Annotated in this window: 15 protein-coding genes; 5 read left to right on the top strand and 10 right to left on the bottom strand. The window is 72.8% G+C overall.

All coding sequences use genetic code 11. The annotated features are described in order from the left end of the window. Positions 1–69: 69 nt before the first annotated feature. A complete protein-coding gene (locus EMA17_RS01360; RefSeq protein WP_126634981.1) occupies positions 70–1065 on the bottom strand; it encodes a hypothetical protein in 996 nt (331 codons plus the stop codon). A gap of 491 nt (positions 1066–1556) precedes the next feature. On the opposite strand from EMA17_RS01360, the gene EMA17_RS01355 reads away from it, so the two are divergent. Next, positions 1557–2468 carry a hypothetical protein gene (locus EMA17_RS01355; protein WP_126634980.1) on the top strand — a complete coding sequence of 304 codons (912 nt, stop codon included), beginning with the start codon at positions 1557–1559 and terminating at the stop codon, positions 2466–2468. Positions 2469–2510: 42 nt separating this feature from the next. On the opposite strand, the gene EMA17_RS01350 is transcribed toward EMA17_RS01355, so the two are convergent. Together EMA17_RS01350 and EMA17_RS01345 are read right to left on the bottom strand one after the other, a co-directional pair. Then, complete coding sequence (locus tag EMA17_RS01350; protein ID WP_126634979.1) at positions 2511–3704, bottom strand: hypothetical protein; 1194 nt, start codon at positions 3702–3704, stop codon at positions 2511–2513. Beyond that, on the bottom strand, positions 3691–4707 hold the full coding sequence (locus tag EMA17_RS01345) for a helix-turn-helix domain-containing protein (protein WP_126634978.1): 1017 nt from the start codon (positions 4705–4707) through the stop codon (positions 3691–3693). Before EMA17_RS01345 ends, EMA17_RS01350 begins: the two co-directional genes overlap by 14 nt. A 386-nt stretch (positions 4708–5093) precedes the next feature. On the opposite strand from EMA17_RS01345, the gene EMA17_RS53725 reads away from it, so the two are divergent. Next, positions 5094–6185: an AraC family transcriptional regulator gene (locus EMA17_RS53725; RefSeq protein WP_246126381.1), complete on the top strand. Its 1092-nt coding sequence runs from the start codon at positions 5094–5096 to the stop codon at positions 6183–6185. Between the two features lie 37 nt (positions 6186–6222). On the opposite strand, the gene EMA17_RS01335 is transcribed toward EMA17_RS53725, so the two are convergent. From EMA17_RS01335 to EMA17_RS01310, 6 genes are all read right to left on the bottom strand, one after another. Further along, positions 6223–6786 carry a helix-turn-helix domain-containing protein gene (locus EMA17_RS01335; RefSeq protein WP_126634976.1) on the bottom strand — a complete coding sequence of 188 codons (564 nt, stop codon included), beginning with the start codon at positions 6784–6786 and terminating at the stop codon, positions 6223–6225. Between the two features lie 113 nt (positions 6787–6899). Next, entirely contained in the window at positions 6900–8396 is a 1497-nt protein-coding gene (locus tag EMA17_RS01330) for a serine/threonine-protein kinase (RefSeq protein ID WP_218042585.1), read from the bottom strand. 177 nt (positions 8397–8573) lie between these two features. Then, on the bottom strand, positions 8574–8969 hold the full coding sequence (locus tag EMA17_RS01325) for a hypothetical protein (protein WP_126634975.1): 396 nt from the start codon (positions 8967–8969) through the stop codon (positions 8574–8576). Positions 8970–9210: 241 nt separating this feature from the next. Further along, the gene (locus EMA17_RS01320; RefSeq protein ID WP_126634974.1) at positions 9211–10017 is read right to left on the bottom strand and encodes a hypothetical protein; all 807 of its coding nucleotides are present in this window, start codon (positions 10015–10017) and stop codon (positions 9211–9213) included. A 561-nt stretch (positions 10018–10578) separates the two neighbouring features. Continuing rightward, positions 10579–11091, bottom strand: a complete 513-nt coding sequence (locus tag EMA17_RS01315) for a hypothetical protein (protein WP_126634973.1) — start codon at positions 11089–11091, stop codon at positions 10579–10581. A 433-nt stretch (positions 11092–11524) separates the two neighbouring features. Next, entirely contained in the window at positions 11525–12175 is a 651-nt protein-coding gene (locus tag EMA17_RS01310) for an O-methyltransferase (protein ID WP_126634972.1), read from the bottom strand. 79 nt (positions 12176–12254) lie between these two features. Between EMA17_RS01310 and EMA17_RS01305 the strand changes: the two genes are divergently transcribed. Beyond that, a complete protein-coding gene (locus EMA17_RS01305) occupies positions 12255–12923 on the top strand; it encodes a TetR/AcrR family transcriptional regulator (protein ID WP_126634971.1) in 669 nt (222 codons plus the stop codon). 39 nt (positions 12924–12962) lie between these two features. On the opposite strand, the gene EMA17_RS01300 is transcribed toward EMA17_RS01305, so the two are convergent. Beyond that, complete coding sequence (locus tag EMA17_RS01300; protein ID WP_126634970.1) at positions 12963–14213, bottom strand: FAD-dependent monooxygenase; 1251 nt, start codon at positions 14211–14213, stop codon at positions 12963–12965. A 114-nt stretch (positions 14214–14327) separates the two neighbouring features. Here EMA17_RS01300 and EMA17_RS01295 point away from each other — a divergent pair, with 114 nt between their 5' ends. Together EMA17_RS01295 and EMA17_RS01290 are read left to right on the top strand one after the other, a co-directional pair. Further along, positions 14328–14966, top strand: coding sequence for a TetR/AcrR family transcriptional regulator C-terminal domain-containing protein (locus tag EMA17_RS01295; RefSeq protein WP_126634969.1), 639 nt, complete (start codon positions 14328–14330; stop codon positions 14964–14966). A 224-nt stretch (positions 14967–15190) separates the two neighbouring features. Then, positions 15191–16615, top strand: coding sequence for a gluzincin family metallopeptidase (locus EMA17_RS01290; RefSeq protein WP_126634968.1), 1425 nt, complete (start codon positions 15191–15193; stop codon positions 16613–16615). Positions 16616–16799 lie beyond the last annotated feature (184 nt).

Below are 16799 nucleotides of genomic sequence, written 5' to 3'. Positions count from 1 at the left end.
GTCCACCCGTCGGCATGCGCGGCGGGCCCGCGCGGTGCCGGCGACGTGGTTCCCGGGAATTCATCGGGCTCAGGTGTGGGTGTCCAGGGACAGCGGCATCTGGCAGAAGGTCTCGATTTCCTCCTGGAGTTCGCGCACCCGCGTCTCGCGCACGCGCATCGGCCGACGAAGGCGCTCGTGCACCAGCATGACGAGGGAGCGCAATCCGTCGACGCGCCAGGAGGGTTCGATGCGCAGCACGGGGCGTAGCGCCTCGGTGGTCGCCTCGATCTCGTCCAGATTCGCGTAGGCGAGTGCGATGGAGACCCGGGCGATCATCTCGTCGGTGCTCGAATAACGTTCGGGCGTGATCGCGGCGTACGTGCCGAGCGCGGTTTCGCCGCATTCGATCGCGCGGCGTTCGGCGCCGGGGATGAAGACCCGGGTCAGTGCCTCGTAGGCGCTTTGTTCGGCCGGGTCGAAGACGAGCAGGCCGCCGATCTCGTCCAGTTCGTCGCGGCGGGCCAACTTGCGCGCGTCGGCCGCGGCGCGCAGTGCCGCCGAGGCGGCGAGGGCGTCGCCGAGGGTGGCCTGGGTGAGGGCGACCAGGGAGTGCAGCCAGACCGATGCGGTGCCCACCCCCATGTCGCGTACGGAGGCGCCCAGTCGGGCGTAGCGCAGAGCCTCGTGGACCCAGCCGGCGCGGTAGGCGATCAGCGACTGTACGCCGCGCAGCCAGACCTCGGCGCTGGGGTCGCGCGCCTCCACGACCGCGTCGAGCAGTCCGGCCTGGGCCATCGCCAGCGCCTCGCGCGTGTCGCCGAGGTCGTGCAGGGCCCACGCGGACACACCGCGCGCCAGGGCCTTGGTCAGCGGGTCGACGCGCGAGTCGTCGGGGTCGCCCGGTGCCCGCAGGGTGGTGGCGTGTCGCCGGACGGCGACCAGTTCCTCGTGGATGCTCGGCAGGGCGGTGTGCGGGTACACCGCCGCGAGGCGCCGGATCGCCGCGGCCGTCCGGGCCGGGGACGGGAACTCGATCGTGTCCCTGGGCCCGCCGAGAACGTCGACCTTGTTCGTGAGTTTCATGCGTCGTCTCTCCGCCGATGCGAGATCGTGCCTGGCGGTTGCCAGGATCCCGGCGCGGAGCGGGTGCGCAAAGGTCGCCACGGTTACCCGTTCTCGGTAAACTGAAAGGTAACCGCATGGAATGCGGGACATTGCGGACCCGGGCCGCCCGATCGCCCCGGCGGGCGGCGGTCCGGCGCTGCCGACGGATGGTAATACGCCGGAAACATCGATGCCGTGAATCGGCCGCCGGGAAATATCGGAACCCAAGAGTTCGACGTCGAACTGTTGCGCCGTTCGAGGTCCCGCCGCTGTTCGTCGAACGCTCTCCTATGTATGCTCCGATTCAGTTCCGCTCAGTTCCGTCCCGTTTCATTCCGGCCGGTCCGCGCATCGACGCGGCGCCGGGGCATTCGATCGCGACCCCCCGTCGATCGCGCCGTGACCGGATTTCCACTGCGCGTCACCCCCATGTCGCGTAAGTGCCGATTCCTGATATCGAGGAGCCCCTCGTGGCAATTGACGTCGCAGCCGACCGACCCGTCGTCCTCGTCGAGATCTCGGCCGATCACTCCGTGCGCGTGGCCGGCGAGGTGGTCGTCGTGTCCCCGGGGGACGATCCGCGCGGGGCCGCGCTCGCGGTGGTCGCCGAGCGGGCGCGGCTGCTCGGGCAGCCGGTGCGGGTGCACGCACGGGAGGCGGACGGCACGATCTTCCCGTTGGACGTGTACGCGGATCGCTCGATCGCCGAGGCGGGGGCGCCGATCCCGGCCGAGCGCCGACGCGGCATATTCGGCCTGCGTCGACCCGGGTCCTCCTCGGCCGCCGGGCCGACCCCGGCCGAGGGCGCGCCGGCGCCGGCACCGACTCCGGGTGTCGTGGCGCCGCCTGCCCTGGCCGAGGCCGACGTGGCGACGCCGTCGTGGACCCCGCCGCAGCCGGCCGCGAGCGCACATCCGCCGGCCCCCGCGGCGCACACCTTCGGTGCCGGCGTGCCGACGCCCGGCGCCGAACAGCGCCGACTGCTCGACCTGATCCGGTCGGCGATGGGCGCGGGGGACCATGCCGGCGCGATGACGCTGGCCGCCGAGTTGGACTCCCGCACGGGGGCGACCGCGGCCCATCCGGCGGAGCGGTTGGCCGCGCGCGAGGTCTACGGGTACGTGGCGCTGGCCACCGGGCACCCCGAGGTGGCGGTGCGGTTGTATGCCGAGGCGGCCACGCTGGGTGACGGCGGGGCCGGGGAGGCGCCGGCCCGGATGGCCGCCAACGCGCACTTTTGCTGGCTGCGCGTGACCGACCCGGTCGCGGCGGACACGGCCGGCGCGTTGGTGCTGCACGCGTACGCGGTCGGCGGGGTCGCGGATTCGCCGGGGGCGCGCGCGGCCCGGCGGCGGTTGACGACGGCGCGGGCCGGTTCCTGACCCCGCCGCACCGGGCCCGATCGCGAGCCCGGTGCGGCGGGGTCACGGGTGGGCGAGCGGGCGCGGCGGCGGCGGGTTCCCGCTGCCGCCGACGCGCGGTCCCTCGGCCCAGAGTCGGTGCAGGTCGTCGGGGGTCAGCGGGCTGCGGTATGCCTCGCGCACCACCTCGTCGGCCACCGGGCCGCCCTCCTCGATCAGCCGGACGAACCAGTCGAATCCGGCGGGATACGCCCACAGGTAGGAGCGCAGGAGCGGGTTGGCTCCCCGGTCGCCGATCAGGTCGGCGATCTCCTGGTCGCCCCAGAACGGCACTCGCGCGCGGGCGTGCGCCGCACACGCCCCGGCGCCGACGCCCCGATTGATCGCCAGGTGCAGTTCGCTGCGCACCAGTTGGAGATAGTGGTCGAGACGTACGCGGGCGATCAGCACGTCGTCGTCGGGTGCCACGAGCAGCGGCATCGCCTGGGCCAGACCCTCCAGAACCACCTGGGTGGGCCCGTGTACGGACAACACCCGCACCCACGGCACGTCCTCGCTGCCGCAGCGGTCCGCGAAGCTCGCCGCCTGAAGGCCGTGGCCGAGCACCTCGTGCAGGGCGAACTGCCGGGTGCCGGCCCGGGTGAACCGGGCGTTGCGCGGATTGAGCCGCAGCCGCACGTTCAGCCCGGCGCCGTCGAGCCAGTAGGCCCAGTAGGCGTCGACGTCGACACATTCGATGCTCAGCTCGTACGCCGCGTACGCGCCGGCGAGCGCTCGGACGGCCGGCTCGTACGCGGCGGCGGCCGCCCGGATCTCGGCGGCCACGTGCTCGGCGGCCACCGGCTCCTCCAGGACGCACAGGTCCCGATCGGTGGCCCCGTGCCAGCCGACCCCCAGCTTGTCCAGGAGCCGCTGGGCCAGCAGGCCGCGTTCGCCGACGTAGTCGGCCGACCAGCCGGCGACCGCGCATCCCTGGGTGGCCCGCACGTACGGACCGAGCGCCGGCCACTCGCCCAACTGCGTTCCCAGGTAGGCGAGATCGGCGGCCAGCCGGCCGGCCAGACCGGGCACGTCGGCCACCTCCGGCGCCCGCGCCAGCTCGGTCAGCCGCGCGTGCACCTCCAGCCGGCTGCCGGCGGCCGGCACCGGATCGGCCCGCGGAAAGAAGTCGAAGTCGATGATCGCGGCACCGCCCCGCTCGGTCTCGAAGCGGTGCCAGGCGCGGATCGCCGCCTCGACCTCGTTACGCACTGTCATGAACCACATCCCAACGCAGCGTCACGTATTCGTTGGCGACCAGATCCTGCCTGGAGAGCGTCACGTGCAGTCGGTCCTCGTCGAGGCTCCAGCGGGTGTGCTGGGTGATCGAGTTCTCCGAGCCGTCCGGATGTTCCTCGACCGCGCCGCATCCGCGGAACTCGGCGACACCGTGATGGGTCACGCTCAGGGAGAACTGTCGTGTGGGCCGCGCGATGGCCTGGTGCCAGTACGTCGAATCCACGAACAACCCTCCCTCGCACACGTATTCGATGACGGTAGTCTCCCCGGGCGGCACCGGGGGCGAGATCTGGCAGGCGAACTTGGTCAGCCCGGTGGTGTCGTACAGTCGCTGGATCGCGATCTGTCGGTCGCAGGCGTCGGTCGGGGTGATGGTGAGCCGGCCGCGGGTGCGCTCGAACCACAACTCCCGGACCATCCGGGTGAGCGGGCGGCCGGTCAGGTTGAGCACCACCTGGCGGTAGGTCAGGCGCACGTGCCCGTCCCGGTCCACCACGATGTCCACGTCGAGCGAGAGTTCGACCGCGTCGCCGAACGGGTGCGGCGCGTGCGGGGAAGGGTCCCGAGGGGTCGGCTCCCAGTAGTCGGCCACGCCGCGCTGCCCGGGCTCGCGCCGGTCGGCGCCCGCGCCGCGCGGCGCCGGGGTCCGGGCCCCGGGCGCGACCGGGTCGGGCGTCTGCGCGGGCGCGTCCTCCTCCCACGGCTGCGGGGCCAGACCCAGCATCTCGCCGGGAATGCGCAGGCCCTGGGAAACACGCTCGACCACGTGCTGTTGGCGGACCTGGGCCCTTCCCTTGACGTAATCGGCGACACGACTCGGCGTCATCTCGCACAGCCGCGCCAATTTGCTCAGAGTAAATCCGAGGTCGTCCTGGGCGAGCCGGAATATGGCCCCCAGATCGCGGTCGGCGCAGGCCCTGATCATGGCCGGGGTGGCCAACAACGCGGTAGGCAGCGGGTTTCGGTCTTCAATTTTCGACATTCTGAGCCCCCGTGACTGAGCCGACCCTACGCGGCCCACGTAGTTACCGGTGAATTTACCAGTCCTAGGTAACGTCCTCGACCTTATGTCGATTCCCGCTCCGATACACAATCTACAAACCGGCGTTCAATCGAACGCGGTCCGTGACATTCGAATGTCCCAAACGATCGGCGGACTCAATGCGGGACGGGCAAATGGGGCCGACGGGTACGTATCACCGGCGCCCGATTCTCCCGCCCGCGGGCGGCCGCGACGCCGCCCGCGGCCCGGTCGCCGGGTCGCCGATCCGGGACCCGTCCGTCGCGTCGGTGCGCCCGCCGCGCCGCGACGACGGGCGCACCGTATCCCCCGTGAACCGTCCCCGCGACGTGAAGAGCCAGGAGATCATGTCCGCATCGACAGACTTCCGACCCGTCCTGGTCGAGCGGAAGCAGGGCGGCCCCGGGTCCGCGCCCGCGATACCGCGCCCCCGGCCGACCGATGCCGGCCCCCACCGACGTGCGCTCTACCGCGGTACCGACCCGGCCGCCGTGCACGCGGCGGTCGCGTCCCGCCTGGGCCCGCACCGCCTGCGCGTGCCCGGCGGCCGGATCAACGCCACCTTCCGGGCCCTGCACGAGGGCATCGTCACGATCCACGAACTCGCCTACGGCGCTCGGGCCGACGTGTACCTCGACGGCAGCTCGCCGGACTACCTGATCCCGATCCGCCACCGCGGTTGGGGCCGGGTGCTGATCGACGGCACGGAGAACACGCTCTCCCCCTGTGTCCTGGGCCCCGATCGCCCGTCGCGCCTGTCCTGGGAGCCCGACACCTCCGTGGTGCTCCTGCGCATCCCCGGCGAGGTGATGCGGCGCGCGATGGGCAACGGCGTGGTCCGCTCGCCCTGGAGCCCCCGCGAGTTGGGGCCCTACCTGGACGCCGGCGACCTCGGGGTGCGGCAGTGGCTCTCCCTGGCCCGCGACTTCGCCACGATGGTCGACTCCGGCGGCGGGCACCTGGTCGGTTCGCGCACGGCCACCCGGCACTTCGAGCAGGTCCTCGTACACGGCCTGCTCTCCTGCGCGCCCGCCCACGGCGCCGGGCCGCTGCGGACCGGCGCGGGGGCCGACGAACCGAACGGGCTGCGCCGGGCGTTGGCGTACTGCGCCGAACACGCCGGGGAGCCGATCTCGGTCGGCGCCGTGGCCGCGGCGGCCGGGATGAGTGTGCGCACCCTCCAGGAGAAGTTCCGCGTACACCTGGGCGTGACCCCCGTCGGCCACCTGCGCCGGGTGCGCCTGGCGGGCGCGCACGCCGACCTGGTCAACGTGGCCGAGGGCAGGTCCCGGGACACGGTGACCGACATCGCCCTGCGCTGGGGCTTCGGCCATCTCGGGCGCTTCGGGTCGATGTACCGCGAAACCTATGGGCAGTTGCCGTCGTACACCCTGCGGCACGGGGCCGCCGAGGACAAGGTGTCGCGCGCCGCGGGATGAGCCGGGCGCGAGCCGGCGGTCGGCGGCGGCCGCCGGCTCACCACGACGAAAGCGGCACCACGGCCCGGAAGTGCTCGCGGGCATCGGCGGTGCGCCCGTTGCCGTACACGCGCAACACCTCGGCCAGGCCCGGGTGCTCCGCCGCGAGCAGTTCGGCCGCGGCTTCGATCTCGGCGGCCGAGGCCGCCGCCCGCAACACGGCCTGCACCGAGACGGCCGGATCGGCGGCCGGCCCGGTCAGCACCTCCGGCCCGTTCAGTCGCAACGCGGTACGGGTACTGGGCTGATGCGACCTGATCCGCTCCAACGCGACGACCCGGTCGGCGTCCGGCAGACGCTCGAAGTCGGCGGAGGCGACCAGCGCCTCGACCTCCTGGAGTCGGGACAACACGGCCGGGTTGCCGATCTTGGCCCGCTGCCCGGACATCAGTTGGGAGAGCATCGGCGCGGACAGGCCCAGCAGGGCGGCGAGTTCCAACTGCGACGCGCCCAGGCGTCCCAGGAGCCGGCGGAAGCGATCCTGCAACGGCTCGCCGTACCACTGGGTTTGCCGCGCGCGGTTGCGCGCGATGGCTTCCTGGTCCCCCGGTGCCTTCGTCATCGTCGCATGATGCCCCTCGAACGACGCGTTTGCAATTGCAATTTCGGGTCCGCCGACGGGTTGTCGCGTGGCCTTCGGCACAGCGTCCGGAATCGCGCCGGCCCCGGCTCGTCTCACCCCGTCCCGAGCGGGGTCCAGCGATACGAGCCGTCGTCGCGATAGGTGCAGCGCACCCGCGTGCCCGACGCGGTCCGCGCCTCGGTCATCACCTCGTACCACTGGCAGGGGGTGTCGCCCGCGACGGGCGCCGGGGGCCGGGTGGTGGCGGAGGGCGTGGGTGGTGGGGCGGTGCCGGGGGACACCGCGCCCGTCACCGTGGAGCCCGTCAGCCTCGGGGGCGACGTCGGGGTCGGCGGGTCGGCCGGGTCCCCGCCGATGGTCAGCCACGCCGTGGTCGCCCCCATGGCGGCCAGTCCGCCCAGGAGCAGCAGACCGCGCCGCCCCACGACACGTGTCGGCGGACGTGGGTTTCCGGCCGGCCGCGCGACCGGCTCGAACGTGGCCCAGGTACCTTCCGGAGAGCCGGGCTCGCGGCCCGGCGGCGCATGGGTTGCCGGTACGGGCGTGGGTGCGGTCGCGGACCCGGGGATGGGTACGGCCGTGGACCCGGGCCCGGGTTCGGCGGTGGGTCTCGGCATGGGTCCGGGCATCGGCTCGGGTATCGGCACGAAACGCAGCGCGGCGCTCCCCCGGGCCCCCGGCCCGCCGTCCATCCGGATCTCCGGGTCGCGCGGCACGCCCCGCAGGACCGGCCCCGCCGGAGCGTGCTCGGGGAGCGGGCCGAGCACGTCGAAGACCTCGATCGGCTCTCCGTCGGCGGTGAACGCGGGTACCGCCGGCTCGCGTTCCCCGGCGCTCCGCCCGATCTCCCGCAGCCGGGCCAGCGCCCGCGCGGCGCTCTCGGGCCGCCCGTACGGGTCGGCGGAGGTCATCGCACCCACGAGGTCCCACAACGGACCGGCTCCCACCGGCACGGTCGGCGGCTCGTCGGGCGGATCCTCGTGTCCGGTGAGCAGTTGCCACGCCAGCACGCCCAGCGCGAACAGGTCGCGCCGCACGTCCGGCGCCGCGCCGAGCGACGCCTCCGGCGGCAGGTAGCCCGGAGTACCCACCACATGACCGGACTCGGTCAGCCTCGGTCCCTCCTGCGGCAGCGCCAGGCCGAAGTCGCCCAGCAGACAGCGGGGCAGGTCGTGACCGGTCACGTCGAGCAGCACGTTCGCCGGTTTGACGTCGCGATGCAGGAGGCCGACCGTGTGCACGTGGTCCAGGGCGTCGAGGAGTTGGCCGAGAATCGCCGCCGCGTACGACTGCGGCAGCGCGCCGTAGTCGCGGATCAACGACGCGAGCGATCCGCCCGCGAACAGCTCCATCGCGATCAGTACGTCGCCGTCGGCCACCCACGTGTAGGGCGACGCGACGTGCCGGTGCTCCAGCCGGAAGCCCTGTTCGCGAACCACACGCAGCAGTAGGCCCGCGTCGGCCGGACGCACCAGCTTGGCGGCACAGTAGCCGCCCAACCGATGGTCGAACGCCCGCCATACCGAGCCGGACATTCCGGTCCCGACCGGGTCGACGAGGGTGAAACGGCCGGCGAGCGGTGAAGGCACGGCGTCACCCTAGCGCAGGGGTCACGGCTCCTCCCCACCCCATTACCCGTGGGTAGCCCCGGGTTTGCGAACGCAATCCGGATCGTCGCCCTCACGCGATCGGGACGACGCGGGTTCCGGGGCCGCGCCGGGGCGTTCCGCAGAGGTTCCGGGGGCACGTCGGGGGGCGCCTTCGGGCTACCCGTCGGACAGCCGCGAGCGCAACGCGCGCATCCGGTCGCGGACCGCCTCACGCCCGGGGTCGTCGGGCAGGGTCGCGTACGCGCGCAGTACGACCTCGCCGAGATCGTACGCGGACCGCGGCTCGGCGACGCGCAACCACGAGTAGTGCGCGTTCCTGGCCATCCGGGCGGTCTCCTCGGGCCGGCCGACCCAGGCCGGCGCGGCATCGGCGTACAACTCCACCGCGAGTCCCGGCCGATCGGTCATCAGCGCCACATACGCGTGCACCTCACGCGCGGCGGGCACGGCCCGCTGGTCGGTGCCCGCCTCGACGGTCGCATCGAGGGCGGCGGCCAGCGTCATCGCCCGCTCACCATCGCCGGCGCGCAGCGACCGCGCGATCTCGGCCACGGTCCGGGCCTGTTCGACGGTCGGCTTCGGCGCATCGGCTGGCCCGGGAGCGGGCGGTCGCAATACGGCCGGCTCGGCCACAGGCGCGGTACGCCGACCCGGCGGCTGCCAGGAGGGCACCTCCGAACCGGTCGAGGTTCCCTCGGCGGAGGCGGCGCGCGCCGAATCCTCCGGGAACGCGGACGGGGCCACCTCGGGCAACCCCGAAGCGGCCACCGAAGCCGAGGCGGACGCGGACGCCTCAGGCGCAGCCGAACCGGCGGCCGCCCCCGCACCCGAACCGACCACCGACCCTGCCTGCCGACCCACGGCCGACACGGGCGCGGACATCCCCGTCCCGGACGCGGACATCGACACGGGCGCAGGCGTCGCCGCCGTCGGCGCGGGCCCAGGCGCCACCACCGGCGCGGACATCCCAGTCACGGGCGCGGACATCGGCGCGGACAACCCCGTCGCGGACGCGGGCGTCGGCATCCCCGTCGCAGACGGGGGCATGGGCGCCGCCGTCGACGCGGGTCCAGGCGCCACCACCGGCGCGGACTCCCCTGTCACAGGCGCGGGCATCGGCGCGGGCATCCCCGTCGCGGGCACGGACGTGGGCGTCGCCGTCGCGGACGCGGGCGTCGGTCCGGGCATGGGCATCGCCATCGCAAGCGTGGGCGCAGGCGTCGACATCGCAGGCGTGGGCGCAGGCGTCGACATCGCAGGCGTGGGCGTCGCCATCGCTGACGCTGACGCGGGCGTCGGTGCGGACTCCCCTGTCACGGGCGCGGACATCGACGCGGACAACCCCGTCGCGGGCACGGACGTGGGCGTCGCCGTCGCGGACGCGGGCGTCGGTCCGGGCATGGGCATCCCCGTCGCAGGCAGGGGCGTGGACGTCGCGGACGCGGACGCGGGCGTCGGTGCGGGCGTGGGCATCGCCGTCGCAGGCGAGGGCGTGGCCGTCGGCGTCGGTGGGGTTTCCGCCTTCGGCGGTGGGAGGTCCGTCGTCGGTGGTGCGAGGTCCTCCGGGGCCATCGGTGTGGGTGTCGGTTCGGCTCCCCACTCGGCCGAGGTGCCCCGCGTCGGGGCTTCGGGAGCGCCGAACACGGCCGTCGGCCCGCTCGGTTCGCCGAACCCCCGGACCGGTGAGGTGGGGGCCTCTGGGTCGCGCCTGCGTCGGCCGGGGCGCGAGCGCCGCTTGTGTGGCGAGGCGACCGGGTCGTTCGCCGCGGTCGCCTCGCCGCTCCCGGTGACGATGAGCGGGAACAGGGTGCCGTCCGGCTCGACGGCGGCGACCCGCACCGGACGGCGCAGGAGACGTGCGGTCGCCGCGGCGGCCTCCAGCGCGGTCGCGCGGGGGTCGACGCCCGGCGGCACCGCGACCTCGGTCCCGTCCACCCGGACCCTGCCGTCCGTCGACAGTTCGATGCGGACGACGGGCCACGCGGGCACCACGGAAGGAGTGGAACGACCGGTCACGAGGGCTCCTTCGGTCAGGCGAAGCGCATGCACGGGCACGAGGCGCGGTGTGGGCGGACGGCTCGGGCGGCACGGTCCGGCGGTGCCGATCCGGGCGTCGGCGACGGCGTCGCGGCGTCGACATCGGGTTCGGTCGCGATTTCGGTCAGGGCTTGGATTCCGGTTTCCTCGTCGCGGCGGACGGCGGCACCGATCCGGGCGCCCCCGGCCCGCCGGTCGCGCACACCAGCCCGCCCGGTGCCACCTTCATCCCGGGTGTTCCGTCGATCACCGTCACCACGATCACGCACGAATCGGCGGTCACCGGGTCCCCCGAGAGCATGGCGTCCAGCGTGTTCGTCGCCGGGAACGCGGTCTTTTGGTAGGTGCCGGACGGACTCTGCGCGATGGCCAGGTATCCCGCGATCCCGTCGGTGCGCGCGGGTGCTCGCCAGGTCACCCGGATCCCGCCCTCGACGGCCTGTCTGGTCACCTGCTGCGGCTGATAGGCGGCAAGCAGTTCGCCGGTCACCGGACTCACGCCGCCGGACGCCCCCGGGCCGGGCGCCCCCGAGGTGCCCGGTCCGGGTGGCGCCGCCGCGTCGGCGGAGTCGTCACCACCGGTCAACAGGACGGTGGCGACGACGGCGCCGGCGATCAGGAGCAACGCCGCGAGCACGAGCCTCCCCCGAGACCCCCGCTCCCGATCGACGAAGTCTCCGCCGTGGCGGCCCCATTCATCGGGAGCCACGGGTCCGCCGTACCCGAAGGGCTGGTACTCCTCCGGCCGCGTTCCCGGTGCGAGCGGGATCGGCGGCGGCACGAGCGCCCGTCGGGACGTGCGATCCGACCTCCGGACGCGCACGGTGTCCCCCTGGATGGCATGGCGAATGAACGGGTCGAACACCCGCGTCGACGCCCGGGGCCGCGGCCGGAAATCGGCCTGCCGCCCCACGATCCCGGTGGAACCCATGGGGAGTCTAGAAACCGCCCGGCGCGACCGATAGGCCGAATCGCGCGCGACAACCCACCCCTCGCACGCGATTCGGCTGACCCTCGGGCCCTCGGCCCCGGCCGCCGCGCCCCCTATCGCCGCACCCGGCTCCGCCCCGTCACAGGCGACAGCTGATCTCCATCCCGTCCTCGACCGGGAAGCTCACACTCTCGTAGCCGTTGCCCGAGTCACGTACGTAGTCCAGGTACGGCCGCATCGAGCTCTGGTCGATGTCGTCGGCCACCACGAGCGTGCCCGGCCGCAGGCGCGGCTCCAGCAGGCGCAGCACCGGCAGGCACAGGTCCTTCCAGCCGTCGAGCAGCACGAAGTCGGCGGGCGCCTCCAGTGCGGCGAGCGTGTCCAGGGCATCCCCCTCCAGCACGGTGATCAGGTCGTCCACGCCGGTCTCGGCGAAGGTGCCGCGGGCCGCGGCGATCTTCTCCTTGCTGAGTTCCGTGGTGAACACGCGTCCCGCGCCGTTGTCCCGCAGGGCCGCGGCCAGGTGCAGCGTGGAGATCCCGAACGACATGCCGAACTCGACCACCGTGGTCGGGCGGGTGGCCCGGAGCAGGTTGTAGAGCAGCACACCGCCCGCGGCGGAGATCGGCATGTGGATCCCCGCGGCGGCGTCGGCCTTCTCGTGGGCCGACATCGAGGCGTAGCCGGCGGGCAGTGTCGCGGCGATGGCGTCGTCGCGCTCGGCCAGTCCGAACATCCGGTCGAGGGCGGTACGGATGCGGGGGTCGGCGAGCGTGTGAGTGAATGTCATGCCACTCAGCGTAGACGCAACGTAGCGTCTACGCTAGCGGCCTTTCCCGGATGCAATACCCTCGACCCGAGGAGGCGAGATGACATCGAGGACACCGGGTGCCGACGCCCGCACCACCACCGTCGGCGGATCGGATGCCCCCGGCGGATCGGCTCGACAGCACCACGGCAACCGACACGGACGCAGCGAACGAGCCCGCCTGGCGGTGATCGAGGCGGCCGACGACCTGCTCGTCGAGAAGGGCTTCGCCGGCGTCACGATGGAGGGCATCGCCGCCCGCGCCGGGGTGGCCAAGCAGACCATCTACCGGTGGTGGAGCACCAAGACCGACGTGCTGATGGACGCCTTCCTCGAGGACGCCGCCGAGGACCTGACGATGCCCGACACCGGAGACCTCGCCCGCGACCTGCGCGAATACCTGCGCCGGCTCGCGTACTTCCTCGCGAAGTCCGACTCCGGCGCGGTCTTTCGCGCGCTGATCGCCCAGGCCCAGCACGATCCGGCGTTCGGCCGCGACTTCCGTGCCAAGTGGCTCGACGCGCAACGCCGACGCGACCGCCTCGCCCTGGAACGCGCCATCGCCGACGGCCGGTTGCCCGCCGACCTCGACATCGCCGGCGAGACGGACCGACTGGTGGGCCCGCTCTACTACCGCGTCCTGGTCACCGACGAGCCGATCGACGACGCCTACACCGACGCCCTCGTCGAAGCCTTCCTCGATCGCCACGCACGCCCCGCGACTCCCTGACCGCGCCGGGCCGGAACAGGGCCTCCCACCCTGCGCGGTTCAGCCCGTCCGCTCCACCGGGCGCGTCCGCTTCGCGTAGTCCCGGAGCGTGAGCGCGCTCGCGGCCTCGTCCGTCCCGTCGCCGCCCGCCCAGGGCAGGCGCGGCAGATGCCGCGTCCACGGCAACATGCGCGTGGTGCGATCGCGTACCCACACCGCGGTCCGGCTCCCGGGCAGGATCGCCGGGATGTTGTCGAGCGCGAGACGTTGGCCGCGCTCGACGTAGTCGGCCATCTCGTGCCGGTAGCGGGCGAACGCCGTGCGGTACTCGCCGCCCGCGCTCGCGAGTTCGCCGGCGAGAACGTACGCGCCGACCAAGGCGAGGCTGGTACCCATGCCGGACAGCGGCGCGGGACAGTGCGCCGCGTCACCGGCCAGCACGACGCGGCCCTTCGACCAGCGCCGCATGTACACCCGGCTCGCCGCGTCGAGATGGAAGTCCGGCGCGTCCCACATGGCATCCAACAGCGCGGGCACGACCCAACCCGCGCCCCGGAACCGGTCGGCGACGAACTCCCGCCCGGCCACCGCGTCGTGCCGGTCGAACTCCGGGGGCGGCGCGTCGAAGAAGAACATCGCGCGAGCCTCGCCGTCCACGCCGATCGGGTACAGGCCCGCCGTCCGCGCACCGCCGCGCACCGGGTCGCTGTACAACTTCCACCAGCCGTCGAGCGGCACGGGGCTGCGCGTGGCGAAGATCGCGAGGTGTGAGCCGAGCGGCCGCACGTACGACGATTCCGGCCCGAAGACCGCGGCCCGCACAGCGGAGTGCAACCCGTCGGCACCGACAACCAGGTCGAACCTGCGATCGGCGCCGCCGGCGAAGTGTGCCGTGACGCCGTCGTCGTCCTGATCGAGGCCGATCACGCCGTCGCCGAAGACGTATTCGGTGTCCGCGCGGGTGGCCTCGTGCAGGATGCGAACCAGGTCGCCGCGCGTGATCTCGATCTCGGCGACCGCACCACCGGAGTGGCCGAGCAGGTCGGCCGGCACGGTGGCGGTACTGCGCCCGGCGGCGTCGACGAACGCCAGACCACGCGCACCGGTGTGGGCGCGCCGGATCTCGGCGGCCAGGCCCATCCGCTCGACGGCCTCGCGGGCGACACCCCGGATATCCACGGCCTGCCCACCCAGCCGCGGCGCGGGCGCGCGCTCGGCGACGGTGACGTCGAAGCCGTATCGATGCAGCCAGTAGGCGAGCGCGGGCCCGGCCACGCTCGCACCGACGACGAGCACGTTGCGGTTCTCCATGGGTTCTCCTCGTTCTCCGAGGTCCGATAGACCTGAACGGTGTTCATGTAGAACAGTGTTCAGGTTAGGTAGGGTGGCGGTACGTGTCAACACGGTGACGAAGGGATCGACAGGGTGCGCCTACACCGCTCGGACGTGCTCGCCGGGGCCATGGCCATGCTCGAGACGGATGGCCTCGACAAGCTGACGATGCGTCGGCTCGCCGGTGTGCTCGGCGTGCAACCGAGCGCCCTCTACTGGCACTTCGCGCACAAGCAGGCACTGTTGGACGCGATGTCCGAGCGGCTGATGGAGGGCGTCGGCGACGTCGATCCCGACCGACCGGGACTGGATCGGCTGGCGGAGTTGGCCTGGCGGCTGCGCGCCGCGCTGATGTCCCACCGCGACGGCGCTCGGGTCGTCTCCGGCACCTACGTGCGCGAACCCAACACGCTGCGGGTCGGCCAGGTCGCCATCCGGGCGGTGATCGCCGCCGGGGCTCCGCGCGAGGAGGCCGCCCTCGCCGCGTTCGCCCTGCTGCACTTCGTGTTCGGCCACACCATCGAGGAGCAGGCGCGCGACGAACTCGTCGCCCGGGGCGTCTGGGAGGAACATACCGTCGACATCGACGCCCGCGAATACCCCGACGTCGGCCCCGCGCTCGACGCCCTGACGGCCACCGACTCCGCGGCGCGTTTCCGCTACGGCGTACGCCTGATCCTCGACGGCCTGGCCGCCCGGATCGGCACCACGACCGGCGCAACAGGGGTGTAACCAGGGCGAATTCGGGTGCGCCGGCGGTGTCCCGAATCGGCGTAAATCATTGTATTGACCATTCGGCGAACCCGGCGGAGTCTGCTGGGTACCCGGGTGTGCCGCGGCGGCGGCGAACCGTGCCGCTCTTCGTGGTCGCCCTTACCGGCAGGCGGCAACGCGCCGTGTCGCGTTGCAGGAAGGCGGGATACATGCCGATTCCCCGGAGCGTTCACGGCGCGGTTGTGACCGACTCGATCCCCGCCCCGTCGATCCCCGCGCCGCGCGCCGGGGATCCCGCGCCGGCGCCGATCCCGCAGCCGGTCCCGCGGCCCGCGCCGCGGCCGATTCCGGTGCCGGTGCCGCCGGTTCCCGGCCACCGGTTCCGGATCTTCAAGCAGGACCCGACGGTCGCCGACCCGGCCGTGCGGTCGGTGTTCGTACCCACGGTCGTGCTCAACGGCCCCACCGACGCCCGCGTCTCGACCGAGCTTCCCGGGGTGACCCCGGTCGCCAGGAACACCACCGGCGACTTCGAATTCGAGCCGGACACCGCCGAGTTCGACTGCGCGCACACCTTCGCGGTGGTGCGCGAGACCGTGTCGATGTACGAACGACACAACGACGGCGCGCCGATCCCGTTCGCCTGGAACGTCGGTGGCAACATCGACCGGCTGACCGTCTTCCCCCGAGCCGGATCCGGGGCCAACGCCTTCTACAGCCGGGCGGCCAAGGCACTGAAGTTCCTGTTCTTCACACCCCAGGGCGGCACTTCGCCGGTCTTCACGTGCCGGTCCCTGGACATCGTCGCGCACGAGACCGGACACTCCATCCTCGACGGCCTCAAACCCGGCTGGCTGAGCAGCGGCAACACCCCGCAGACCGGCGGGTTGCACGAGTCCTTCGGCGACCTCACCGCGATCTTCCTGGCCCTGTCCCAGCCGGACCAGGCCGAGGCACTGGTCGCCCTGGCCAAGGCCGACCTGCACGCCCGCCAGTTCCTGTCCGCCCTCGCCGAACAGTTCGGCCGGGCCCTCGGGCTCCCGTTCGGACTGCGCAACGCCGACAACGACCTCAAGCTGAGCGAGGTCGGCAACGAAGTACACGCGATCTCGCAGGTGTTCACCGGCGGAATCTACGACACGCTCGCCGACATCTACGCGTTCGAGCGCATCCGCCAGGCCCGAACGAAGGACCCCACGATCGTCCTCATCGAGGTCGCCGACCACCTCTGCAAACTACTGTTCGACGCGATCGTGGCCGCCCCCGCAACCGACGCAACGTACGCCGACGTGGTCAACGGGATGTTGCGCCTGTCCGCCGAACGCAACGACCCGGCAAACCACCGCACGTTCCTGCGCAACAGATTCGCGCTCCGCGAGGTCGTCGTCTCCCCGACCCCACTCGACGCGGTCCTGGAGGGCCGCCTGAACCTGACCGACCCCGACTACACAGGCGACGGCACCCACGAGGTGACCAACGTCGAACCGGCGGACCGGAACTCCCCCAGCCTACGCGCGGACCAGGACCGTTCCACCTGCTGCGGCACGATGCAAATGCCCGAGTTCCAACACATCGACGCCAACACTTTGGCCGCAGGAGGCCCCCTCACCGACCAGGACATCCTGGCCCACGAACTGGCCAACCTCCGCCAAGCCTTCACCAAGTAACCACCCAACCCCGGTCACCGACGACTTGGCCCGGCGAAGTCCGGCCGAGGGTGGGGGGTGGTTTTCGGCGGCGGTGTGCTTGTGGTTGCGGGGGCCTGGTGCGGGATTGGTCCGGGGCGTGGCGTGGGCCGCCGCCGGCGTGCGGAGCTCCGAGACTCGAAGCCTTCGACGAGACGACCGCTTT

It is taken from the genome of Embleya hyalina (assembly GCF_003967355.1).
Classification (GTDB): domain Bacteria; phylum Actinomycetota; class Actinomycetes; order Streptomycetales; family Streptomycetaceae; genus Embleya; species Embleya hyalina.
This window is presented reverse-complemented; position numbering and strand designations above follow the sequence as displayed.